12 protein-coding genes are annotated in these 25573 nt (G+C 34.8%); 9 read left to right on the forward strand and 3 right to left on the reverse strand.

Annotation, left to right across the window (positions count from 1 at the left end; all coding sequences use genetic code 11):
• Positions 1-800 precede the first annotated feature (800 nt).
• From PQO00_RS10000 to PQO00_RS10040, 9 genes are all read left to right on the forward strand, one after another.
• Entirely contained in the window at positions 801-5003 is a 4203-nt protein-coding gene (locus PQO00_RS10000) for a hybrid sensor histidine kinase/response regulator transcription factor (RefSeq protein ID WP_274184712.1), read from the forward strand.
• A gap of 202 nt (positions 5004-5205) precedes the next feature.
• The gene (locus PQO00_RS10005) at positions 5206-8262 is read left to right on the forward strand and encodes a TonB-dependent receptor (RefSeq protein ID WP_274184713.1); all 3057 of its coding nucleotides are present in this window, start codon (positions 5206-5208) and stop codon (positions 8260-8262) included.
• Positions 8263-8272: 10 nt separating this feature from the next.
• Entirely contained in the window at positions 8273-9760 is a 1488-nt protein-coding gene (locus tag PQO00_RS10010; RefSeq protein ID WP_274184714.1) for a RagB/SusD family nutrient uptake outer membrane protein, read from the forward strand.
• Between the two features lie 183 nt (positions 9761-9943).
• Complete coding sequence (locus PQO00_RS10015) at positions 9944-11269, forward strand: hypothetical protein (protein ID WP_274184715.1); 1326 nt, start codon at positions 9944-9946, stop codon at positions 11267-11269.
• 25 nt (positions 11270-11294) lie between these two features.
• Positions 11295-12350: a glycoside hydrolase family 130 protein gene (locus PQO00_RS10020; protein WP_274184716.1), complete on the forward strand. Its 1056-nt coding sequence runs from the start codon at positions 11295-11297 to the stop codon at positions 12348-12350.
• Positions 12344-13612, forward strand: a complete 1269-nt coding sequence (locus PQO00_RS10025; RefSeq protein ID WP_274184717.1) for an MFS transporter — start codon at positions 12344-12346, stop codon at positions 13610-13612. The genes PQO00_RS10020 and PQO00_RS10025 overlap by 7 nt, the downstream gene beginning before the upstream one ends.
• Before the next feature lie 65 nt (positions 13613-13677).
• Positions 13678-15582 (forward strand): hypothetical protein, encoded by a 1905-nt coding sequence (locus PQO00_RS10030; RefSeq protein WP_274184718.1) that lies wholly within the window; start codon positions 13678-13680, stop codon positions 15580-15582.
• A 32-nt stretch (positions 15583-15614) separates the two neighbouring features.
• Complete coding sequence (locus PQO00_RS10035; RefSeq protein WP_274184719.1) at positions 15615-18062, forward strand: hypothetical protein; 2448 nt, start codon at positions 15615-15617, stop codon at positions 18060-18062.
• Between the two features lie 52 nt (positions 18063-18114).
• Positions 18115-18345: a hypothetical protein gene (locus PQO00_RS10040; RefSeq protein WP_274184720.1), complete on the forward strand. Its 231-nt coding sequence runs from the start codon at positions 18115-18117 to the stop codon at positions 18343-18345.
• 693 nt (positions 18346-19038) lie between these two features.
• Here PQO00_RS10040 and PQO00_RS10045 read toward each other — a convergent pair.
• The 3 genes from PQO00_RS10045 to PQO00_RS10055 form a co-directional block, all read right to left on the reverse strand.
• Entirely contained in the window at positions 19039-21228 is a 2190-nt protein-coding gene (locus PQO00_RS10045; protein WP_274184721.1) for a beta-1,3-glucanase family protein, read from the reverse strand.
• Positions 21229-21255: 27 nt separating this feature from the next.
• Positions 21256-23679 carry a carbohydrate-binding protein gene (locus PQO00_RS10050; RefSeq protein ID WP_274184722.1) on the reverse strand — a complete coding sequence of 808 codons (2424 nt, stop codon included), beginning with the start codon at positions 23677-23679 and terminating at the stop codon, positions 21256-21258.
• A 207-nt stretch (positions 23680-23886) separates the two neighbouring features.
• The gene (locus tag PQO00_RS10055) at positions 23887-25335 is read right to left on the reverse strand and encodes a carbohydrate-binding protein (RefSeq protein WP_274184723.1); all 1449 of its coding nucleotides are present in this window, start codon (positions 25333-25335) and stop codon (positions 23887-23889) included.
• Positions 25336-25573: the final 238 nt, after the last annotated feature.

Consider the following 25573-nt stretch of genomic DNA (forward strand, 5'->3'; position numbering starts at 1 on the left):
AACTATTGGCAAGGGTTTTTGCTGTAGTGAACAGAGGGGTACCATATGTTGATACAATGGGATATGCCGCTTAAGACAATAGAGAAAATTTATGATAAAAAATTTGCTAAAGTCATAGGATACGAAATGCTAATAAAAACTAGAACTCCAATAGGTCTTCGACTTTAGCCTGTCTTGAGCGGAGCCGAAAGGCTCAGACTGACATTACGGCCTTAACTTAATGACATTGAGCCGTAGCTACGGTTTTTTTTCTAATGAGTTAGAATGGGAAAAAGGGTGTTTTATTTCAGTAGATTCTATTGATGTTTGGTATTTAGCACGACATTCGTTGTAGTGGATCGGGTGTCGTGTTTTTTTAAAGAATAGAAAATAATATATAAATAGTAGTTTTTTTCATACCATTTCAATAAACTGTTAGTCATAGTTTATTTGATTGTAGCATGGACACTTTAGCCTTATAGAGTGTCCATGTTTATTTAATAGAATGTTCAAGAAAAACCATAATAGGTTATGCAAATATCACAACCAAAATATATTAAAATTGGTAAAAGAAAAGGAGTTAGTTTGGACTTTGAACATTGCTTTCAGCAGTATTAGGAATAATATTGTTTTCAAAAGACTTACGTATGTCTATTCGTCCTACAATGACTAATCAATATTTTGGTCGATATTTTTAAATAATCATTAAAAACCAAACAATATTTTTGTAAAATTCGTATTCTTGTGTATATAGGGGTAACAATTGTCTAAAATGTTGTTTTTTATTTGTTTTCCTAAGTTTTAATCAATCAAATTTAGTTTTGAAGTCTAGTCAATTATTATTAGCAATCATTTTTTTATCAATTACTGGTTGTACTAAAAAACATGGGCAAGCATCATTAAATATTCTCCCTAAAAATAAAATTGAAATATCTTCATTAAAAGACACTAATATTGATAAATCAAACGCTTTTGATGTTAAATACTCTATAGAGCAATTAGATAATACAAATGGACTTTCCAATAGTTCGGTAAATACCATTTTTCAAGATTCTGAAAATTTGTTATGGATTGGTACATGGGATGGATTAAACAGATACGATGGTCATAGTTTTAAGATTTTCAGACCTGAATTGAATAATGATAACAGTCTTACCAACCAAGTAATCCTTAAAGTTAATGAAGATAATACTGGACATATTTGGGTATTGACCGTGCATGGCATAAATAGATATGACAAAAAATCTAACACATTTAACAGATATTATTTTTCCAGAAAAGACAAGCCTCCTTTTTCTGAATCAGAATTCAATATGGCCCTTGACAATTCCAAAATGGTCTTTTGTGCAGTTAAAGACTGGGGAATTGGGTATTTTAATGGTGACAGTTTTCAATTATTGAAAATTAAAAACCTTCCTAGTCATGCTGTTAATAAAATGACTTTCTCGCAAAACGGCGAATTACTTTTACTATTAGATAACAATGAACTTTATTCCTTGAAAATAAAGACCAATACGGAAGGCGCAAAAGTAGTTTCTAAAGTTGAAAGGATTTTAACGAATGTAAGAGATTTTGATGTTCTACCTCAAAAGAAATTGTGCTTCATCACCCTTTCTGGCAATCCTGTTTTGTATTCTTTTAATGATAAAACTGAGAAAAAAATAGATGAAAACAACATTAGTAAGGTTGTGTCTAGAACTAAAGGGGGGCTTTTGTTATATAATGATTCAGGGTATTTTGTCATTGATAGTTTAGGAAGGACAATACATAATACCTGGACCAAAAAACTTAAGAACCAAAAAATAACAACCTTGTTGCAAGGCACTGAAAATGTTATTTGGACAGGAACCGATGGTGATGGCCTTTTTAAAATGTACCCACAAAAAAAAGTGTTTAATTTGGTTTCTAAAGCGCAAATACCTGAAATAGATGGTGGTATTGTAAGAGCATTTTTAGAAGTAAACGGAAATTCATTTTGGGTAGGAACAAAAGGGAAAGGCTTGTTTCGTTTTCCTTCAAAATTCTACTTAAACACCAACCAACCATTAACATATCAAAACTTCAATGAGAGTAATAGCTCCATCAACAATGCGGTATTTTCACTTTATGAGGGCCAAGACGATCTGGTTTTTGTTGGTACTGATGGTGCAGGAATCAATGTTTTTGATTTAAAAAAATCAAAACTTCTTGGTTGGCCTGATATTATTGGACATGAAGCATGCTCATATTTTAAGTCTACTTACGCTATTTATCAAGATGAGAACGGGTTCATTTGGTTGGGAACCAATGGTTATGGAATGATTCGGTTTAAAATTTCACGTTCTGGAGAGGCTTTAAAAATAACGGACTTTAAACAATATCTGGCTGCAAATGGCGCAAAGAAATCTTTAAGCAGCAATATTATTTTTTCCATAATACCCAAAAACAATAATGAGCTTTGGATAGGAACCAGGTTAGGTGGCTTGAATCTTTTCAACAAGTCGACTAGTATTTTTGAAACATTCAAAAACAAAAAAAATGATCCTCAAAGCTTGTCAAACAATGATATTTTATGTCTTCATACCGATTCAGCAAAAAGACTTTGGATAGGAACTAGCTTTGGCTTAAATGTACTGGAAGCGTTTAATAGCGGTGAAGCGCCTAGATTTAAAAATTTTACTGTAAAAGAAGGTCTTCCAAACAATACGGTGCACGGGATTGTTTCAGATACAGAATCCAATCTTTGGATAAGCACAAATTTTGGGTTGTCTAATTTTGTTTTCAAAGAATCAAAGTTCATTAATTATAGTAAAAATGAGGGTTTGCAAAACAATGAATTTGCAGACGGTGCTTTTTATCAAAATGATAATTCGGATTTTATTTTTATGGGAGGAATAAAGGGGTTTAATTATTTTTTGCCTTCTAAAATAGAAGAATCCCAAGTTGTCCCCGACATTCTTATTGATAAAATTAGTGGTCAAAATCAGGAAACCCCATACTATCAAGGATTGGTAGTATCTCCAAATTCAAAAACATTTCCTTCTATAGTTTTGCAACACAATCAAAACTTTTTTGATGTAGAACTGTCAGCTTTAACATACATAAACAGTGAAAAATGCCAATACGCTTATAAATTAAACAATTTTGATCAAAATTGGAATTCCATCAATAACAGAAAAATCATCTCTTTTACCAATGTGCCAAAAGGATCTTATTCTTTATGGATTAAATGGTCCAATAGTGATGGTATTTGGAGTAACCCCGTTCATGCTATTGATATTGAAATCAAACCTGTTTTTTGGCAATCAAATGTGGCCATATTCGTTTATTTTATTTTACTGTTTTTATTTCTCCTTTTTGTTTGGAGCTATTTTAATAAACAATATAAATTAAGACAAACTATTCTTTTCCAAAAACAAGAGGAGGAAATTCATCAAAATAGACTGACGTTTTTTACAAATATTGCCCACGAATTTCAAACACCTCTAACCTTAATAGTAGGACCTGTACAAAAGCTTGTCGAATCTGAAAATATGGGCGAGCGAAGTAAGAAGTTTATAAATATGATTCAGAGAAATTCTTCTAGGCTTCTTTTTTTAACACAACAATTACTTGAATTTAGAAAGGCTGAATATGATTATTTGGAAGTTACCGTAACGCAGTTTGATTTGGTCAATTTAATAGAGCAAATAGCAGAGCTGTTTGATGAATGGGCTTTAGATAAAAATATTGAATATGATTTAGAATTACCTACAGAATTAATAGGTTGGTACGATAAGGACAAAATTGAAAAAATAATTTTTAACCTGTTGTCCAATGCGTTTAAATATACACCTAAAGATGGCCATATCAAATTAGAGTTCAATATAGAGGGGGATGAATCAAAAATACTATCCATAAAAGTATCCAATTCAGGAAAAGGAATTTCCAAAGAAAAACTTGACTCTTTATTTGATCGGTTTTTTTTAACGGATACAGCAGATAAATCAGATAGGGATTTGTTTAGAACTGGGATTGGATTGGCGTATATTAAAAAACTGGTAACGGTGTTGAGGGGAGACATCGATGTGTCTAGCAAACCAAATAAAGAGACTGTTTTTTCAATCATGATTCCATGCAGTAAGGAATCATTTAAGAGCAAGGAAATTGATATAGAGGAAAGTCAAGTTTTAATTTCAGATTATCTTAAAAATATACTTGATGAAAGTCCAAATGACTCAGAAGGAGTATTTAACAAAATGTCATCACTTGAGGCCTTTTTAGAAAAGCGTAAAGTGATATTGATTGTTGAAGATGAAATGGAAATACAGTTGTTTTTGAATGAATTATTAAAAGAAAAGTATAAAATCATTATTGCGAATAATGGCTTGGAGGCTTTGGAAAAGATAAAAAGTAATCTTCCCGATATCATTATTACGGATGTTATGATGCCGGTAATGGATGGTATTGAATTTTGCAAAAAAGTTAAAAACGATGATAAGACCTGCCATATTCCTGTTATAATGCTTACGGCTAAGAGTTCTATTTTACACCGTATTGAAGGGTTGGAGAGTGGAGCGAACTCATATATTCCAAAACCATTCCATCCAGAGCATATCCTTATCAGGATTAAAAAACTTTTACAAGAACGGGAACTTATTTTAAAACATTTGGCTCAAGATACGCTTATTGAAAACATTAAAGATCTTGAAGTACATAATGACGATAAGGAATTGTTAAGAAATGTTATCGATTTAATTCGTAATAACATAGAAAATGACAATCTGCAAAGCTCGTTTATTGAAGAAAATCTAGGTATTAGTAATTCACAATTATATAGAAAAATTAAACAAAATTTTGGTTTTTCTCCAGGAGATCTAATTCGAACCATAAGGCTACAGTATGCAGCCGAACTATTGAAAAAAAGCAATTTTACCGTCTCAGAGATTTGTTATCGATCAGGTTTTAATAACCGATCTTATTTTTATAGGGAGTTCAAAAAAATGTATAATCAAACCCCTAAAAATTATCAAATCAAAAATAATTCGAGTATAAATCAAGAATAACTCATTTTAATTGTCTTAAAAAGAGGTTATTAACAGTTAGTGTACATTTTTGACGACATAGTGTACACTATTTGTTGTGCTCTCAATCTATATTTATCATCAGATTTTCAAAATCAGATTTGATAACATATTAACTCACTAAACTAATTAATATCATGAAAACAAGTACTCAAATTATTAATCAATTTAATTCTCTTTTATTATGAAAAAGCGCATTATATATAACCTATATTTTATAGGATTTATGTTATTTGGAAGTGCGTTATGTGCACAAACCGTAACGGGAATTGTAACAGATAACAATGGCCCCATGCCTGGTGCAAATGTTATTGTAAAAGGAACATCGTTAGGAACCGCAACAGATTTTGATGGAAATTACACTATAGAAAATGTGGCTTCAAATGCTGTACTTGTTTTTAGTATGGTAGGCTATGCAACTCAAGAGGTTAGTGTTAACGGACAATCCCAAATCAATATCAAATTGACGGAAGATTTGCAGTCATTGGATGAAGTGGTGCTTGTGGGATACTCGTCAAGAAAAAAATCAACCTTAACAGGTGCGGTTTCTGTAGTGGACATGGGAGACCTTGAAAAAACAAGGGTGGTAAATGTTACACAAGCCTTACAAGGACAAATTGCTGGTGTACAAGTAACATCCAGTACGGGTGCTCCTGGTGACCCGATTGAAGTGCGTATTCGTGGATTAGGAACTATTGGTGATAATAACCCATTATATGTAATAGATGGTATTCCAACAAGGGATATCGGGTTTTTGAATCAGGCTGATATAAAATCAATGACCGTTTTAAAAGATGCATCTGCTGCCGCTATATACGGTTCAAGAGCTTCGGGTGGTGTAGTACTAATTACAACAAAAAGTGGAAATGAGGGGAAAATAACTTTTGATGTAAACTATTTTACAGGACTACATTATGCCTCTAACTTACCAAATATGCTGAATGCAGAACAATACATGAATACTGTTGAAAAGGCATGGAATAATTCTGATAGAACAGGTGTAAATCCTTATACGGCAGACAAGGGAAGAGCTGATTTCTCTAATACTGATTGGCTCGATGAATTATTTGAAACAGGAAGATCCCAAAACCTGCAATTTACGGCAAGTGGAGGAAGTGATAAAATCCAATTTTTAATGTCATTAGGGTATTATGGTCAAGATGGTATGGTCATATTTGATAATGACAAATACAAAAGATTAAGTTATAGAACCAACCTTAATGTCGATTTAACAGATCGTTTAAAAATTGGAACCAATCTTCAGTTAACTTATGCCACACAAGATAAATTATCATCAAAGGGTGATGCGCCTGGAATTATAAGACATGCACTATTGAGACCACCAGTTATTGGGGTTTATAAGAATGTTAACGATCCTACCTATTCTCAAAGAGATCCTTTTACAGATTTGCCTTTTTATTTGCATAATGATAGAGATAATGGCGGATGGGAAAGTGATAAATACGAATGGTCACAAAACCCGATTGCATTGGCTTATTTTACAGATGATGTAAGAAAGGATTTTAGAACATTTGGAAACATATATGCCGAGTATTCTTTTTTAAAGGATAAAGAACTGACTTTTAGAACTAATGTTGGTGTCGATTTATCATTTATTCACAATAAGGCATTTCGTGAAAATTTTGGTGATGATGATGGCGGTGGAAATGCTACCGACCAAGGATTGGGAAGACAAAATCGCCCCAATAATTTAAGTGAAGAACGAGGCGAAGCCCGTACCATTACGTTTAATAATACATTAAACTATGCAAAGGCTTTTAATGATAAACATGATATCAGTGCTTTGATAGGAATGGAATATATTGATAATTATAGCTCTTCAATTGGAGCGAGCAGAGCGCGTTTTGATAATACGGATAGCACCTTTAGATATATTGATTATGGTGCAACAGAAGCCGATTTATGGAATGGAGGAAGTGCTTCAGAATGGGCATTGTTCTCTTACTTTGGTTCGGCATCCTATGTGCTTGATAGTAAATATATGGTTACGGCCAATATGAGGGCAGATGCATCTTCAAGATTTTCAGAAAAAAACCGATGGGGTTATTTCCCTTCAATTTCTGCTGGATGGAAAATTTCTGATGAAGCCTTTTTAAAAGATGTGAAGTGGCTATCCAATTTAAAGCTTAGAGCAGGTTGGGGTAAATTGGGAAATCAAGAGATTGACAACTATGCCTTTTTAACTTTAATTAATCAAACAGACGGAAAGGTTGTTGTAAACCGATATGGAAACGAAGATTTAAAATGGGAAAGTTCAGAATCAACCAATATAGGTGTTGATGTAGGTTTCTTAAAAAACAAATTGATTTTTTCAGCGGAATATTATGTAAAAAACACATCAGATATTCTATTGCCAATTGGTTTGCCAAGTATTGTTGGAGATGTTTCCCCTACCATTGTAAACGCTGGAGAGGTAAGCAACAAAGGGTTTGAGTTTTCTTTAAACTATAGAGAGTCAAGCAAAGCATTCCAATACAGCATAAACGCAAACTTAGGAACTGTAGTAAACAATGTTGAGAAATTACATCCTAATGTTCCAAACCTTGTTGGAGAAGTGACAAGAACACAAGTTGGTCAACCCCTAAATGCATATTACGGTTATAAAATGATTGGAATTTATCAAAATCAAGCTGAAATTGACAGTCATTTAAGCGGCACCTTAAACCCTAGTGTAAAACCAGGGGATATTAAATTTGAGGATTTAAACGATGATGGCATTGTCAATTCTGATGACAGGAAATTCCTTGGAAGCTCCATACCAGATTTAACTTATGGAATGTCGTTTTCATCATCGTATAAGAACTTTGATTTTTCTTTCCTTTTTCAAGGTGTAGAAGGCGTTGATAGATATAATGACTCGAAGAAAATATTAGACTACGATACGCGCCCATTTAATTATACAACCAACATTTTAGGTGCTTGGGACGGTGAAGGAACCAGCAACACAATTCCTCGTGTCGCTTTTGAAGATAATGGAAGCAGTAAAGTGTCAAGTATTTTTGTTGAAGATGCTTCTTACTTACGTCTTAAAAATATTGAGTTGGGATATACCATAAATAGCGTAAAAGGAGTTCAAGACATCCGTCTTTATGTCTCTGGTCAAAATTTATTTACTGCAACCAAATATACAGGTATGGATCCTGAATCCACAGATTTAATGGATAGAGGAACGTATCCTTCATCATCATCGGTTTTGTTCGGTTTAAATGTTAAATTTTAAAAGCTTAATTATGAAAAAAATATATAATAGTTTAATCGCAATTTGTATCATAACAACCTTTGCAGGTTGTAATGATGAACTAACCAAAGACCCCATAGGTCTACTTACTTTGGATCAAATCGATACAACACCAACCATAACAACGCTTGAGTCTTCTGTAAGCTCCTCATATCAACTTCTCGCTAGCACTTTGAACCTTATAGGTGAGTGGAATTGGGATGGAGGAGCCGTTCTTAGAAATGATTTTATATTACAGGACATTGCATCCAATGACATGAATAAAAAATGGAACCCAGATGGCGATCAAGCATGGATGGATGAATTGAGTGCATTTAGTTTTACACCAGATAATGGTGCTTTTAACGGAATTTGGCTTTATGATTATGAAGGAATTAACAGGATAAACTTGGCCATAAGTTATTTAACCAACCCTGAAGTCATCCAGGAAGTTGGTATTGCAGAGGCCCGTAAAAATCAATTATTGGGAGAAGCTTATTTTTTAAGAGCCTTCTATTATTTTGATTTGGTAAATAATTTTGGTGATGTACCACTTTTAACCGTTCCATTAAAATCATTTGAAGAAGCTTTCGACGTTGCAGTACGAGTACCAGCTACAGACATTTGGACACAGATAAATTCAGATTTGACAGAAGCAAAAACGCTATTGCCAAATTCAAAATACCCATCTCCTTCTGAACCGTGGAGGGCTTCAAAAGGAGCCGTCATTGCATTGCAAGCTAAAGCAGCCTTATTTAATGAAGATTGGGCAACGGTGATTAGCCTTGTCAATGAATTGGACGCCCTTGGGTTTTATAGTTTAAACACTAATTATTTTGATAGTTTTGACGTCACCAAAGAGTTTTCCGAAAACGAGGTCATTTTTGCTTACGATCATATATCAGATCAAAACCCTAGAAAAGGCAATGGCTTATGTGCTTTAGTGGGTTGGGGCTTCATAGCACCAAGTGCGGACTTTATAAATGCTTTTGAACCCAATGACCCTAGGTTATTGTATACCGTAGATGTAGCCAATCAAAATGTTTCAAAATTATTGGGCAATACCGTTGGGGATTATAAAGGAAATGATGATGCGCCTAACAACAAAATCTATATCCGTTATGCCGATGTACTACTTTGGAAAGCAGAAGCGTTGAACGACACAGGAGATTATCCTGGAGCTATTGCAATTATAAATCAAGTTAGAGCAAGGGCAAGAACAACTCCCACTGCAGATGGCTCTATGGTTCCTGTAGGGACTTTAGCCGACAGACCAAGTTCAACAGATCCAGCGCAAATAAAAGGATGGCTGATGTCTGAAAGAAGAGTTGAATTAGGTTTTGAGTCTCAAAGATTCAATGACCTAAAACGATGGGGAACTGCAAAATCTGTTTTAACAGGCCTTGGAAAGAATTTTCAAGACAAAAATTACTTGTACCCAATTCCACAGGGAGAAATTGATAAGTCAGGGGGAACTATCACCCAAAATCCTAGTTATTAAATTGTCTTTCAAAATAGTCAATTTTTGAGTTTAGTTTATTTGTTTAAAGAGAAGTAGTTATTAGTTTGCTACTTCTCTTTTAACCAAATATCATGTGGTTTCATCTTTAAAACAATCTACACTTGTTTAAGTGCGGTCATAACTAGTTGGCTAACCAATAACTATAAATACAAATTTCAATACATGATATTTACGTTTAAAATAAATACCCATTTTTTAATTATGTTGCTTTTGTTAGTGTCATCATGCCATGATAGTAACACCACTTTTCCTGATAAGGCCCCTGCAGAAAATATTTCAAATCCTGATATGGAGATCATCCCTTCTGAACCACTACCAAATGGAGCAATAAATTTTAGCCATTTCAACCATCTTTATAATGAGATTAATTTTAATGGTAAAAAAGTTGGGATCATTCATATCTACAGTGAATATCCAAATTATGCGTATGCCATTGAACCAAACGAGGGCTTTACCTGTGTAGATGATGTATCAAGGGCCATGGTCATGTTAACCAAATATTTAGAATTATATGGGGATGATGACATAGCAAGGGAAAAGCTTAAAAACCTTACCGAGTTTGTGTTACAAATGCAAAACGAAAATGGCTACTTTAATAATTTTATATGGAATGACCTTACAGTAAACACGACCTACCGGACTTCAACGGCTACTCTTGATTGGTGGTCATTCAGGGCATTATGGGCCATAGAGTCTGCGTATCCTTTTTTGAAGTCTGATGAGGATATGGCAAATAGAATAGCCATGGCTTCAGAAAGATTGATAGCAAATATTAAAAGAGACCTTCCAACATCTTATTTAACTACAGAAGTTATTAATACGATTGAATTGCCAACATGGTTGCCTGGAAAATCAGCTTCAGACCAATCAGCGATATTAATTCTGGGATTGTTGAATAATTATATAAGGACAGGAGATAACGATTCCAAAACTTTAATTGATCATCTAGCTCAAGGCATTATCCTTATGCAAAAGGGCGCTGCTAACAAGTATCCTTATGGTGCTTTTTTAAGTGCTGAGAATTTATGGCACGCTTGGGGAAACAACCAAGCTTATGCACTATTGAGAGCAGGTCAAACTTTTGATAACCAAGACTATATTGATAGCGCTCTCATGGAGATTGAAAATTTTTATCCTTGGTTGTTGCAAAATGGGCTTGCTGAAGCTTTTTGGATACATAAAGTAGATACTAATTTTATTGAAGTAGAGAAGAATAAGTATCCTCAAATTGCCTATGGCATTCGACCCATGCTTTGGGCGACGGCCGAAGCATATCGTTATTCAAATGACGATAAATATTTGGTTATAGCCAAAGAACTAGAATTATGGATGTCTGGTAAAAACGATGCTAATAAAGCCATGTATAACCCAAGTACAGGAGTTTGTTTTGATGGTATTACTGGTTTAAATGAAGTCAATAAAAACTCAGGGGCAGAATCAACTTTAGAAATGTTACTCATGCTATTGGAAATAGAAAAAACAAAATAGCGAACCATTATAAATTTAAATTTTTATGAAAGACATATCACATAGAAGCGATCAAAACCCGCTTTTGTCACCAAAAGATTTAAACCCCAGCAATAAGAACATGATTATTGAATGTTTGCTTAATCCTGGGGTATTTGAATTTAAAGGAAAAATAGGACTTCTAGTGCGTGTGGCCGAGCGGACAGTTCAAAAAGAAGGATTGTTGTCTGTGCCTCTATATAATTCTATCGGTAAAGTTGAAATTTTACATTTCAACCTTGATGACCCCAAACTGGATGCTTCAGATGCCAGGGTTATCAATTATAATGGGAAGGACTATTTAACAACCATATCGCATTTGAGATTGCTTTTTAGTGAGGATGGTGTAACCTTTAAAGAAGACAAGGCGTGTCCGTCACTTTTTGGAGAAGGAGACTATGAATCTTATGGCATAGAAGATTGTCGCGTTTCAAAAATAGAGGACACCTATTATTTAACCTATACCATGGTTTCAGATAATGGTGTAGGCGTAGGATTAAGAATAACAAAGGATTGGAAGACTTTTGAAAAAAAAGGAATGATTTTTAGTCCTCACAATAAAGACTGTGCCATTTTTGAGGAGAAAATAAACGATACATATTTCGCTCTGCATAGACCGAGCAGCCCGGAATTAGGAGGGAATTATATATGGCTAGCAGAGTCACCAGATGGCGTTCATTGGGGCAATCATAAATGCATTGCTAAAACCCGGAAAGGAAAATTTGATAGTAAACGTCTTGGAGCGGGAGCAGCCCCCATAAAAACAGATAAAGGCTGGTTGGCAATTTATCATGGAGCAACAGAAAAACATCGGTATTGCCTAGGGGCATTGCTGTTGGATTTGAAAGACCCATCTATTGTCATTGCACGTTCTGAAGACCCCATTATGGAACCAATAGCCACTTATGAACAAACCGGTTTTTTTGGAAATGTGGTTTTTACTAATGGACATTTAGTTGATGGAGACACTATTAAAATGTATTACGGAGCATCAGATGAACATGTTTGTTTAGCTAGCTTTTCAATTAACCAAATATTAAAAACACTAGAACAATCATGTTAGATTTAGCAAAAGTAGGATGGAAAGATTTTACAAGAAGCGCAAAAATATTGATCATTACCAATATTATTTATGCCTTTGTATTACCTGTAATAGATATTTTTGTGGCCTCATATATCATGCGGAATTCCAATGATCCTTCCAAAGTAATTTTTTATCAAATGGCCATTTATACCGGAATACCCATTACCTTTTTTATTAATGGTTTTTTGTTGAATAGAATTAATATCAAGCGATTATTCTCTTTAGGCATGTTGTTAAGTGGTATTTCTATGGTTTTTATGATGTCCTTAAAAGAAATAAATTATTTTGGACTGGTAGGAGCAGGTTTAATAATGGGAATGTCCTTTGGATTATATTGGGCTAATAGAGATTACCTGGTGTTGGCAACAACCAAAGATAGAACAAGAAATTTTTACTATGGATTGGAAACTTTTTTCTATACCATCATAGCAGCTGTGGTGCCGGTCATGATTGGATGGTACCTAATGAATGGAAATGGCTCTACAAATGAAGGTGTAAACTCGGGATATAAAGTAGTCACTGTCATTGTTTTTATTATCACAATAATTGCCTCAATAGTATTTCATTTTGGAAAATATGAAAAACCAAAAAGCGAAAAGTTCCTTTATTTTAAATTTCATAAACTCTGGAAAAAAATGTTTCAATTAGCCTTGCTAAAAGGCTTGGCTCAAGGATTTATTGTGACCGCTCCGGCAATGCTGATGATGAAATTTTTTCATTCAGAAGGCGCTTTGGGTACGGCTATATCCATTGGTGCTGTCATTGCTGCTGTGATTATGCTCATTCTTGGGAAATATTCACAACCAAAACACCGGCTAATTATTTTTAGTGTTGGTTTAATAGCTTTCTTTTTGGCTTCCTTTTTTAACGGATTACTGTTTAATTCCGTTGGGGTTATTATATTTATGTTTTTGTTATTAATAGCCAGACCGGTTCTTGATATTGCTTATTTTCCTATCCAACTTAAAGTTATTGATGTTTTGTCTAAAATAGAAAACAGAAATGAATTTTCTTATATATTGAACCACGAATTTGGGTTATTTGTTGGTAGATTAATAGGGGCAAGTACTTTTTTAGTGATTGCGTTTTTTATAAATGCAGACATTGCCTTAAGATATGCCTTATTGATTATTGGTGTACTTCAATTACTTTCCATAATTATTGCCAAACAACTTTTAAAACAACAAGAAATATTGGAAAAGGAAACATCAGAAAAAGAAAAATTAATTGAACTTATTTAAACTTTTTTAGCCAATTGTGAAAAGTTTAAACGAGTTCATTATTAAAAATATAAACTTACAAGGAAATGCATAAAATAAATTATACCAATTTGAGTATAAAATGTCGTATTAAAGCCGATGTTATTTTTAAATATAAAAACGCTGTGATTAGATTGCATAGTGTTTCTACGGAATTTATGAACAAGGCTTTTAAATTTAAAAAGAACGAGTCGACATGCGACATTTTATATTCAAATTGGTATTATATGGTAATCTTGATAGTTGGATTGGTTTTTTATTCCTGTAAGACGGAGCCATCCAAATTTATCATGGAAAATCCAATCAATCAAATACAACTGAGCCGAATTGACTCTATGCCCAATTTGCCCAGACCTTTTAAAATAATGGATTTTAAAAATTTAACCAAAGGATTTGATTCTTTGGTTTTTGATGAGACCCAAACAGGAGACTATTGGCCATTAATATGGAAAGACGATTCGCGTAAAAATTTCGACCAAGAAACTTTTGGAATCTTTACGGCTATGGGCGACTTAAGGCAAGGAGCTAACCATAACAACGGTATTTTTCATGAATCGCTAGCAACCATAGGGGCTGTTTTTGGAGCAACGCTCGTAGGCATAGATAAGTCAAACCAAAACGGAAAGAATTATGTTTCCATGTTGAAGAATTATTTTAATTCTGATACCAATTGGAATATTGTGATGAATAATACGTGTCCTGAGGTAGCATTGTTGGGAGGCGGTTATGCAAGGGATTGGTGGTACGATGTATACCCAAATGTATTATTTTATGGATTAGCTAGTTTTTACCCTGAAGAAAAGGACTATTCAAAAATTATGCGTTCAGTGGCTGATAAATTTTATGAAGCAGATTCTGTTATGGCTGGGAACTATGGATATTCCTATTTTGATTATGCAAAACTAGAGCCTAAAGATAATTGGATTTGTAAGCAACAAGATGCAGCGGCAGGTCATGCTTATGTGTTGTATTCAGCCTATAAAAAGTTTCAAGACCCTAAATATTTACAAGGTGCCAAATCGTCTTTAGAAGCGCTTTTGGCACAAAACGACAATAGGTTTTACGAAATATTGATGCCCTTTGGAGCTTATGTGGCGGCACGTTTAAACGCTGAAGAGGGAACTAATTATGATTATTCAAAAGCCCTTAATTGGACGTTTAATGGCACACCAGAATGTAGAGAAGGGTGGGGTGTTTTAGTCGGAAACTGGAATGGATATGATATCTCTGGAATTGTAGGAAGTACGGTAGATCATGGTGGTTTTGGGTTTCTAATGAACACCTATGATGCTATGTGGCCCTTAGTGCCCATGGTTAGGTACGATCAAAGGTACGCCAGTGCTATTGGGAAATGGATGCTGAATGCGGGTAATGCCTTGAAATTTTTCTATCCTTATGAAATAGCCGATGAGCACCAAACCATTCCAGAACAAAAACAATACACCAAAGGTGTGATAGCTTATGAAGGACTCATCAAAGAAGCGCATTTTGAAAAATATGAACATTTGCAAGCGCCTGTAGCTATAGGCGATGGCCCCCATTGGGTAAAAGGAAATCCAGATGTGTCGCAATTTAGCGTTTATGGAAGCGGCCATGTGGGCATTGCAGGGGCTATTATTTCAAATACAAATGTTGAAAACATCCTTCAATTAAACTTATTGGCAACCGATTTCTATCGGGACGATGCGTTTCCTTCTTTTTTATATTATAATCCTAATCCAGAAGCAAAAGAAGTCACAATTTCAATAGGAGAAAAGCAGTTAAAAATTTATGATGCCATAAAAAGAGCATTTATAGCCGAAAATGTAAAAAATAATTTCACGTTTAGTCTAGCTAAAGAGCAGGCTTCGCTATTTGTGTGGGTTCCTCAAGATGCCGTTATATCTGAAAAGGACGGCAAATTATATGCAGATGATGTTATAATAGATTATAGATATTCTTCTGCAAAGTAATATATTAAAAAATGACTGAATTATATAAAAAAATGAGAACAATACTTCTAATTCAACTGTTCTGTTTCATTGGAACCATTGGATGGAGTCAAAGTATTAATCTAAAAGTAGTTGGAAATACAGAAGCGGGTTTTTATGTGGATATTTATAACGGTGACCAATTAGTAATTCATAACACCGAAGAATTTAAACTTAAAGTCGCTAATTTGGATTTAAGTGAAACAACCGAAATCAACGATTGGAAAGGGTCGGAATGGACAGGTGATGAAACCCTTGTAAAGCTATCAAAAGAGACTTATTTATCGGATTTTGACTTGAATTTGTCAATGACCGTAACCTATGAAGTCATAAACGCCCAGGTGGTTAAAAAGAGCATTGATTTGTTTCAATCGGGTATGCCATCGCTGTATTATACTATTGAAGAAAATTTCAAGCCTGCCGAAATACCTATCAAATATGTCACTTTTGAGCATGATAATTTTCCAGGAGGTTTTGTCCATGAAATGTTTCCATCTGCTGGTTTTATAACACCCAATAATCAATTGATTGGTGTTTTAATGGATGCAGGATACAAAAACCATTATACACGTACAACACGTCGCAGGTTCAACGGGCATGGTGGCGGTTTTGTGGGAATGAGACAATTGCCTGATCCCGAATTGGTTTCAGTTGCTAGCTTAGAAGAAAGAGCAAAAGGACAACAGTATATCCAACAAAAATTTGGTGAGATGTACAATCTGGATACTGGTAAAGAATTGGCATTGAAAATTAGTGATGACTTTCAAAAAGTTGGAGCTGTCGACATTAAAAAGCAATCGGGACTAATTTCACTTAATTGTAAACCATCAAGCCGTGCAGGATTTGAAATAATAGCCCCTTTTAAGGACCAAAAGACATATACCATCTCGTTTCTTTCCAAAGGGAATTCGCCCATAGCTCTTAAGCTTTTCAGAATTAAAAATGGGAAAAAAACCATTGAATTGGAAGATGGTATTAAATACATTGATCAATTTCCCATAAAAGAAAATGAATGGACACTTTTTAAAGGAAGTATTCTAGTGCCGTATATAGAAAATGATAGTGTGTCCATGTTTTTAGGAACACAGTCAGGAAAAGAAGCAAACATACAAATTAAAGACTTGAAAATTGTTGAAAACCAGCCTCTAAAGCAGCCTTACAACAGAATGGATATGGGTAAAAAGGATACCAAAACAAGCTATATATTTGTGGAACCTTGGACCAATCACCATGATTTTGTGGTGTCTTCCCAATCACGTCTTGCCGAAGGAAAAGGTTTTAAAGGGGCCTTGATAGAAAAAATGTTATATGCAAATTTCAACATGTTAACATGGATCACATCAATTAATGATTTTACACCTTTGAATGTTCCCAACATGAACTATGCGCCGGATATGTATAATAGGGATTCGTTTTTTTCCATAGTTTCCAGTTATAATGAAGCCCTTAATTTAAAAATATGGGAACAATGGGCCAAAACCCAAAATGCTAATGGTGCCGTAGCAACTATTATAACGCCTTATATGGGAACTATAGAATGCAAGGATAATGAGGCTACAATTCAGTTTTTAATTTGGGCCATGATGAATAAAAGACGCTATGGCGTTACCTTACCTAAAGATAAAATCGATAAAGCGGTAAATTATGTTTTAAACGAATTCGATGATGACCGAGATGCTATCTGTAAGTCACATTTTACATTAAGTCAGGTTGATATTAATAAATATGAACCTAAAACCGATAAACTGGCAGTAAATCAAGGCATGTTTGCTATTGCACTAAAAACCATTAAGGAATTGGGGTATGAGATATCTGATGCATATATTGAAAAAGCAGAAGCTGCCTATCTTGATTTTTATGATGCACAAAGAAAACATGTGTTGTTTGATAGGGATTTCCCAAATGTGATTACAATGACCGATTTAGAACCAGAATTTTTCTCGTTGTGGTTGTTCAATAAACCAATGCTGACCGATGACATGGTTATCAATCATTTAGAGCAAATGCCAATATTGAATAAAGTTCCAAATTCACCGCACCCGGAATATGGTACAACCGCGCCTGTTTGTGTTCGATTGGATAAGAGTGAAAAAGGATATGCCTATTTAACCTCAGACTATCAGCCTTTCAGGGAATTTGGAGAAGCAAACTATAAAGATGGAGCAAGAGATGGCTTTTATTATAATGGTGGGAGTTGGATGCGACCAGAATACTGTGGCTATGTAGTTGGACTTCGACATGGATGGAAAAAGGCAAAAGCACTCATGGAGAACAGAGCTTGGGCAGAAATCAATCTCAATCCGAAATGGCCCTATAGTAAAGAATTTATTCCAACAAAATGGACCACAACAGATACTTGGTGGGAATCAACCCGAGGCCTGTGTTGGAATGTATTTATACTCATGGCTAATGAAGTAGCAGGACTTCGTAAACCTGATATGGATCCTGATTTTAAAAAATAGAGGACTCTTTTTGTTGTTCTAGTCTTGATTGAAGTTCAAAACAATCTAAAAAATGAAACTTTTAAAACCGGCATTATTAATTTTGATTGTTAGTTGCATGGCTTCATGTAAAACTGAGAAGGACAGAAATACTCAAGGCGTTTGGTGGAAAGAAACGGTGTTCTATAAAATTTATATGCCCAGTTACAAAGACAGTAATGGAGATGGGTATAGTGATTTTAAAGGGTTAACTTCAAAGTTGGATTATATTCAAAACTTGGGGGTTATACCAAATGAATTTTAAAATGATTGGTAATAAATTTGAAATATATTTACATTAGAAGAGATAAAAAACATAAGCATAGCCTAGTTCAATGTCATTAAGTTAAGGCCGTAATGTCAGTCTGAGCCTTTCGGCTCCGCTCAAGACAGGCTAAAGTCGAAGACCTATTGGAGTTCTAGTTTTTATTAGCATTTCGACTGCGTTCAATGTGACAAATAAAGAACAAATTTCCTTAACTTAATGACATTGAGCCTAGTTAAGGATATGTTTTTTATTGAAATATAAAGGAAATAGAAATCGAAGATTCAAGAACACCAATTATAAAAATAAAGATAGTGAGCTAAACGGTTTTAACCAGTTATTTTGAAGTTTATTTGGTATTAAAGGCATTTTTTATAAATACCAAGGAGCAAGAAAGTCCTGATCTAGTTTATTTAGGTCGTATATCTATTGGATCAAGATAAAAAAAAACCTCATTAGGGATTTATTCTCTAATGAGGTTAAAAAAAATACTGAATGTCCGTAATCATACATAATGATATTTTTGTCATTCAGAACGAAGTGAACCTGCCTGCCGGCAGGCAGGGAATCTGCTGATAATCAATGAGATCCCCCGTTGCCTCGGGATGACAAAAACAATATGTTTTTAGGTTTATGACAAATTACGGACAATCAAAAAAAATATAGAAAAAGGGTTAAAGTGTAATTTTATTATTATTTTTTAATGACACGAACGGTTTCTGTAACCCCATTTTTTTCAATACGAATTAAGTATAACCCTTTGTTAAGGCTAGAAAGATCAACCGGTTTTCCAGATTCTATCATTTTTGATGATAGCATGGTTTGTCCGAGTGTATTAAATACAGTAATCTTTGCATTTTTTTCTTCAAAATTGAATTGTAGTGAATTTTTAAAAGGGTTTGGATACAACTTGGCTTTACTTATTTGCTTTACTTTTTCATTAATGTCTGTGTTATTAGCTAAAATGGTCTTAGCAGATTTTAAGCTGGATGCACTTGTTATTTTTATCCAATTAATATTCCATCCACCAGATGCAGCAAACAGACCAAAAGCATACGTTCCTGCATTTATATTCACGGTGTGAGATCTGGTAGTCCAGTTTTGCCATCCACCAGTATTTGGAATGTTAACTTGTCCGAGAACAGTTGTGCCAGCATTTAAATCGGCAGATAAAGTACCGCCGCCAACTTCGCTTGCCACACGGTATTCAATAAGATAATTACCAGAAGTGGGGAAATTAATATTAGCATAAGCCATCCAGTCGCCAGTATCTATATACCCTACGTTTTGACCGCCTTCAGAACAGTCTTCTGGTTCAACACCAGACATAGAGGTGTAGTTTTCTGCTTCAATTAGCTGACTAGGACCACTACTTCCCGTTTTTGAAACTATGATAGAAGTCATTTTATCATTCCAATTACCATCGTTAGTTAAGCAGTCATCATCCGAAGTTTTTTCTAAACTGTCTCCTCCAAAATTGTCATCCCAATATAAGGTTGCTTTATATCCTGATTCTACACGTAATGATGATACTTGATCGTTAGGGATTCCCAAAGCGTTTAATTGAGCCATGGTATAGCTTCCTTCATACAATGCTGCTGAGTTTCCTGCAAAAGGGCAATCCAAATATAAAGTCACATGCCCTGTAGGGTTAGGATTTGAACCTCCTTCTAAACCACCTAGCGTTATTTTTATGTTTTGAGGGTTAGGTGTATGAATTGTAGCAGATTGGTTATACACATCATCATAAGCAAATGTATAGGTTTGGCTTTCAAAGCTAATATCTGTCTGATGGAAAAATTTAGAATACCAGTTGTATGGCCAGGTTTGATAGTACTTAGAAGTATCTCCAAAATCCTGCAGAACTCCAGAAGGTACATTTAAATCTAAAGCATGTCTTGTAATTGCCGCAACCATCTGAGATTGTACTACTTTATCCCATTGCTCTCCAGATGCCATAACGCCACTCCCTTCCATAGCTTGAATTGTAGTTGGTTTACCAGGGATTCTTCCAATTTGGCCATCACTATCTCTTGTAAACACGAATTGATTTCCGCCTTGCACGCTGCCTCTCCATGTTCCTGCATCCGATGTAAATGCGAGCTCTTGATTAGTATATTTAGACCAAATAGCATTAATATATCCATCCATAAAGTTTTTAGGGAAAGTTTCTACTTTGGTAGGAAAGTGAATACTACCTTCTTCAGTATTTAACAAACTTTTAAACTCATTAGGAGCGGTTGCTTGCCATTGTGATATAATATCTTCATGGGCTTTTAGCTCCCCTACTTTTTTATAAAAATTATCTCCCCATATTTCAAGCCCAATAGGGTATTGATATGAATCAACTCTCGATGTATTACACCAAAGACCAATATCGTTGAAAGTTAATTCAACCAATTCAAATTTGATGCCTTGGTTAGGGTCTGTTGGGTTTGCCAGATTTGGAGCCGCATATCCGCTAGGATCTCCAGAATGTCCAAAAAAGTACAAATACAGTTGACTTTTAAAAGAGATCATTATTCGGCATCCTGCTATTTTAGGGATATTAATTGTTTTATTAGGAATATCACTTAATCGTCGGAAACAGTTTGCATATTTTCCATTCCCTCCTGGGCCTTGGTTGCCATCAATTATTGGCCCTGATACTGTGTTATTTGAAGGGTCCATACGGTTTACTTGACCTGTAACGGCATCCACCCATACGTGTCCATCTGTAATACCTACAATAGCAACAAAGACCTCGTTGTCTGGGTAAATGGACTTATTGGTAATTTCATAAGGAAGTGTTTGGGCTTGGCTAATTGCTCCAAAAAGGAATAATATCCCAACATATAATAGATGGGTTATTATATTTTTTAATTTGTTATATTTTATTTTCATTCTGTAATATTTAAAGTTTATAATTGATTATTCTTTAATGACACGTACGGTTTCTATAATGCCATCCGTTTCTATATTAATTAGGTATAATCCTTTGCTAAGGTTAGAAAGGTCAACCGGTTTTCCCGATTCTATCGTTTTTGATGATAGGATGGTTTGCCCGAGCGTATTAAATACAGTGATTTTTGCATTTTTTTCTTCAAAACTGAATTGTAGTGAGTTTTTAAAAGGATTTGGATACAACTTAGCTTTACTTGTTTGCTTTGCACTTTCACTAAATTCTATGTTATTAGCTAAAATGGGGTTAGCAGGTTTTATACTGGATACACTTGTTATTTTTATCCAATTAATATTCCATCCGCCAGATGCAGCAAACAGACCAAAAGCATACGTTCCTGCATTTATATTAACTGTATGAGATACGGTGGTCCAGTTTTGCCATCCACCAGTATTTGGAATGTTAACTTGTCCGAGAACAGTTGTACCAGCATTTAAATCGGCAGATAAAGTACCGCCGCCAACTTCGCTTGCCACACGGTATTCAATAAGATAATTACCAGAAGCAGGGACATTAATATTAGCATAAGCCATCCAGTCACCAGTGTCTATATATCCTACGTTTTGACCGCCTTCAGAACAGTCTTCTGGTTCAACACCAGACATAGAGGTGTAGTTTTCTGCTTCAATTGTTTGTCCAGATCCAACTTGGTTGGTTTGTGAAATTATAATAGAGGTAACCTCATCATTAAACCCATCGTCAACAAGACAATTGACATCACCAGTTTTTATAATTGAAGTTCCTGTAAAGTTATCATCAAAGTATAATGTAGCTTGATATCCAGATTGGATCTTTAGAGAAGAAATATCATCATCTTCGGCCCCTAATCCAATTAATTGGCTTCTTGTGTATGAACCCTCTGCTAAACCTACAGCATTCCCACCATATGTGCAATGCTTGTAAATTGTAGCAACATTATTGCTTGAACCTGGGGGTATAGTACCTGAAATTGAAAAAGTACCTAACGAAGCATAATCTGAATATCCGTTTGTAGCAGGATCTCCTGCGCCAGTACCATCAATACTAATGTAATATCTACCGGCACCTAAATAAGCTTCAAGGTGTGTATTTAACCCACTACCGTTAAAAGTACCTATTTGATTTCCTGAAGATCCTTCATATAAGTTTACTTTTATATCTAAATTGCCATGTCTGTTTACCGTATTAATATCTAAAAACAGATTACCTGTACCACAATCAAAAGCAAACATGTCTTGATCTCCTCTAGTTTCTATGACGCCGTGTTGCTGAGTAATAGTGCCTGAACCATTTATATTTATGTAAGTAGCATTATTAAAAGTATTACCATGATCGTCATTTCTAAACATAATAAAACCAGACATAACTGATAAATCATTTTGTCCATTGTTAGCATTGTTATATTCACCTTGACTCCATTGGGTTATACTTTTTCCGTAGCCAACTCCCATAATAGGAGCCCAGTCTCCATGACCACCAAAATACTCTTCACTAGGGTTTGCACGGCCATCATGTCCCAGACCTAATGTATGCCCTAATTCGTGCGAAGCTGCTTCACCAGAAAATTTAGCGCCCCCTTGAAAAACCCAACATACTTCGTTCTCAATAAAACCAAATGAATTTATATAAGCGACACCTCCATAACCAGGGGCAGCTGTATTGGTTGGTGTAAAGACACACCACATTCTCCTGTTAGGCGAATAAGAATCGAAAACCGCTTTATTCGTTGTGATGTTAATGTTATAAGGGCGAAAGTCCTCAGATACAACTTCCCATGATTCCTCAATTTGGGCATCAGAAAATCCAGAGTGGGCTGCATCTATAGGATTTCCATTATTCCATCGGGATCCTGCTGGTAAATAGTGACCATCATAGTCTAGATAAATACAAGCTTCGGCTCCAGGCTTACTCTGAAGATCGTTTGCTGCTGCTATCTTGTTATCAATCGATGTTTGCGATGCTTTCTCTCCCTTGTCAACAACAACTTGCGGAAGTGAAACGCATATTACTTTATTAATATCCTTCTCGGTAATAAATACCTGACCAGATTTTGAGTAATATTCGTAAGCCTCATTCGTTTCTCTAAGTATAATGTTTCCACTAACGTCTCCATCATGCATTTTTATAAAGAATGTACTATTTGGCATATTGCTAATAGACCCTACAATATTAAAGCCATTTTTTGTAACCTCTTTAAACTGAATATCCAGTTCGATATTTTTAGACTGTGAAATTTTTGATTTTAATACTAACTTTTCTCCTTTTTTTAAAGCTGTAGCTTTAATTTTTTGAGTAATACTTTCTTCAAAAGAGCTTATTGTTCCTAGAAGAATTGGATCTTTTTTGCTTTGAGCCTGTGCAAGGCTTAAGAAGCCAAATGTTATGGCTATTAATGATAATTTGAAAAAATTCATGAGTTATGGTTTTTGTTATTTAAATATTTAATGATGTGATAAAAAGAACGTGTCTAAAAAGTATACGAATTGTTATTTTGAGCATTACGAAAGAAGTAAGTGTAGCTTAGCGAAAAATCCCAACACACTCATAATTGGGTGTTTCATTTTAGCTAGATGCTTCATTTTATTCTGAATGCTGCTTTTTAGACATCTTCTTTTGCTATTTTACTTTTTTATAAATTTGATGACTTTAGAAGACATGTCGTTTTTCATCTTTATAAAATATGCGCCCGATTTTAGTGCACTAATGTCGATTCTAGTATCACTATCGGATGCATCTATCTTAATTGTTTTAACTAATTGACCGTAAAGATTAACAATTGATATATTCGATCCTTTGTTAGCTCCCCTAAGGTTCAATTCGTTGGTGGCAGGAATTGGAAACAATTGTACTTTTTGTTCAAAAGAGCTTTTAATTAATTTTTTAGAAGCGAGTTGTGTTGTTCTTGTTGCAGAATTTAGACTTGTAATTTTTATCCAATTTATATTCCAGCCTCCAGCTACTGCATACATACCAAAATCATGTGTTCCAGCATTTATATTAACTGTATGGGATACCGTAGTCCAGTTTTGCCATCCACCAGTATTTGGAATGTTAACTTGTCCGAGAACAGTTGCTCCTGCATTTAAATCGGCAGATAAAGTACCGCCACCAACTGCACTTGCCACGCGGTATTCAATAAGATAATTACCAGAAGTAGGGAAATTAATATTAGTATAAGCCATCCAATCGCCAGTGTCTATATACCCTACGTTTTGCCCGCCTTCAGAACAGTTTTCTTTTTCAACACCAGACATAGATGCGTAGTTTTCTGCTTCAATTAATTGATCTTGATTAGGTGTTCCGTTATCATCATCTCTGTATACACGTACATAATCTACAGACATGCGTGCTGGTAGTCTACTCTCATCAACCGTAAACCCTGGCCAGTTACCACCAACAGCTAAATTTAGTAGTAAAAAGTATTCATTATGAAACTCGCTTGTTCCATTAACGCCATTACTTATATTAACTTCATGGAATTGATTCCCATCTACAAACCATTTAATAGTATTTTCGTCCCATTCTATGGTATACAAATGGTAATTATTAACATTAACAGCGGTATGCCCTCCATAATTTGCATGATCACCATTATGATCTTCCCAATGTATGGTACCATGAACATCTGGCGAGGTATTAACGTGTTCCAGAATATCTATTTCTCCACATGCAGGCCATCCTACAGAAGAAATATTATTTCCTAACATCCAGAAAGCAGGCCATAACCCTTGACCAGTAGGCAAAGCGATTCTTGCTTCTATCTTACCATATTTAAATGATTTTCTGCCTTGAGTTTTCATTCTTGCAGAAGTGTAATGAGCGGTTCCGAAATCTTGTCTTCTAGCTGTAATAATTAACTGGCCATTTTCGACTGTGGCGTTCTCACTACGATAATATTGTAGTTCATTGTTGCCCCATCCCGAAGAACCTCTTCCGGTTTCAAAAACCCAGTCTGGACTTATTCCGTTGGTAAACTCATCTTGCCAGACCAGTTGCCAGTTTTGAGCCTCCACTGCGGAAGCTGCAATCATAAAAAAAATTAAAAAAAATAAAGTGTTGATTGTTCTCATTTTAAAAGTATTTATAAGTTAATATTTGGGTTTGTGTTAGATGAAGGGTACTAAAAAGTGTCATTCAGAATAAAATGAAGCATCTCGTTAAAATTAAATACTCAATTATGAGTGTGAGTGTATTGAGGTTTTTAGGTGAGTTATGCTTGTTACTTTCTTTACAAAAAATATTTTGCAGTTAAGTAATGCTCAAAATAACTGTTTGTAGACTTTTTAGATAGCCTCTATCAACGTTATT

The organism is Flavivirga sp. 57AJ16 (assembly GCF_028736925.1).
Taxonomy (GTDB): Bacteria; Bacteroidota; Bacteroidia; order Flavobacteriales; family Flavobacteriaceae; genus Flavivirga.

Coding starts and splice junctions, on each gene's coding strand:
- PQO00_RS10005 (WP_274184713.1), top strand. CDS start 5,206: ATGAAAAAGCGCATTATATATAACCTATATTTTATAGGATTTATGTTA.
- PQO00_RS10050 (WP_274184722.1), bottom strand. CDS start 23,679: ATGAATTTTTTCAAATTATCATTAATAGCCATAACATTTGGCTTCTTA.
- PQO00_RS10020 (WP_274184716.1), top strand. CDS start 11,295: ATGAAAGACATATCACATAGAAGCGATCAAAACCCGCTTTTGTCACCA.
- PQO00_RS10040 (WP_274184720.1), top strand. CDS start 18,115: ATGAAACTTTTAAAACCGGCATTATTAATTTTGATTGTTAGTTGCATG.
- PQO00_RS10030 (WP_274184718.1), top strand. CDS start 13,678: ATGCATAAAATAAATTATACCAATTTGAGTATAAAATGTCGTATTAAA.
- PQO00_RS10045 (WP_274184721.1), bottom strand. CDS start 21,228: ATGAAAATAAAATATAACAAATTAAAAAATATAATAACCCATCTATTA.
- PQO00_RS10035 (WP_274184719.1), top strand. CDS start 15,615: ATGAGAACAATACTTCTAATTCAACTGTTCTGTTTCATTGGAACCATT.
- PQO00_RS10015 (WP_274184715.1), top strand. CDS start 9,944: ATGATATTTACGTTTAAAATAAATACCCATTTTTTAATTATGTTGCTT.
- PQO00_RS10025 (WP_274184717.1), top strand. CDS start 12,344: ATGTTAGATTTAGCAAAAGTAGGATGGAAAGATTTTACAAGAAGCGCA.
- PQO00_RS10055 (WP_274184723.1), bottom strand. CDS start 25,335: ATGAGAACAATCAACACTTTATTTTTTTTAATTTTTTTTATGATTGCA.
- PQO00_RS10010 (WP_274184714.1), top strand. CDS start 8,273: ATGAAAAAAATATATAATAGTTTAATCGCAATTTGTATCATAACAACC.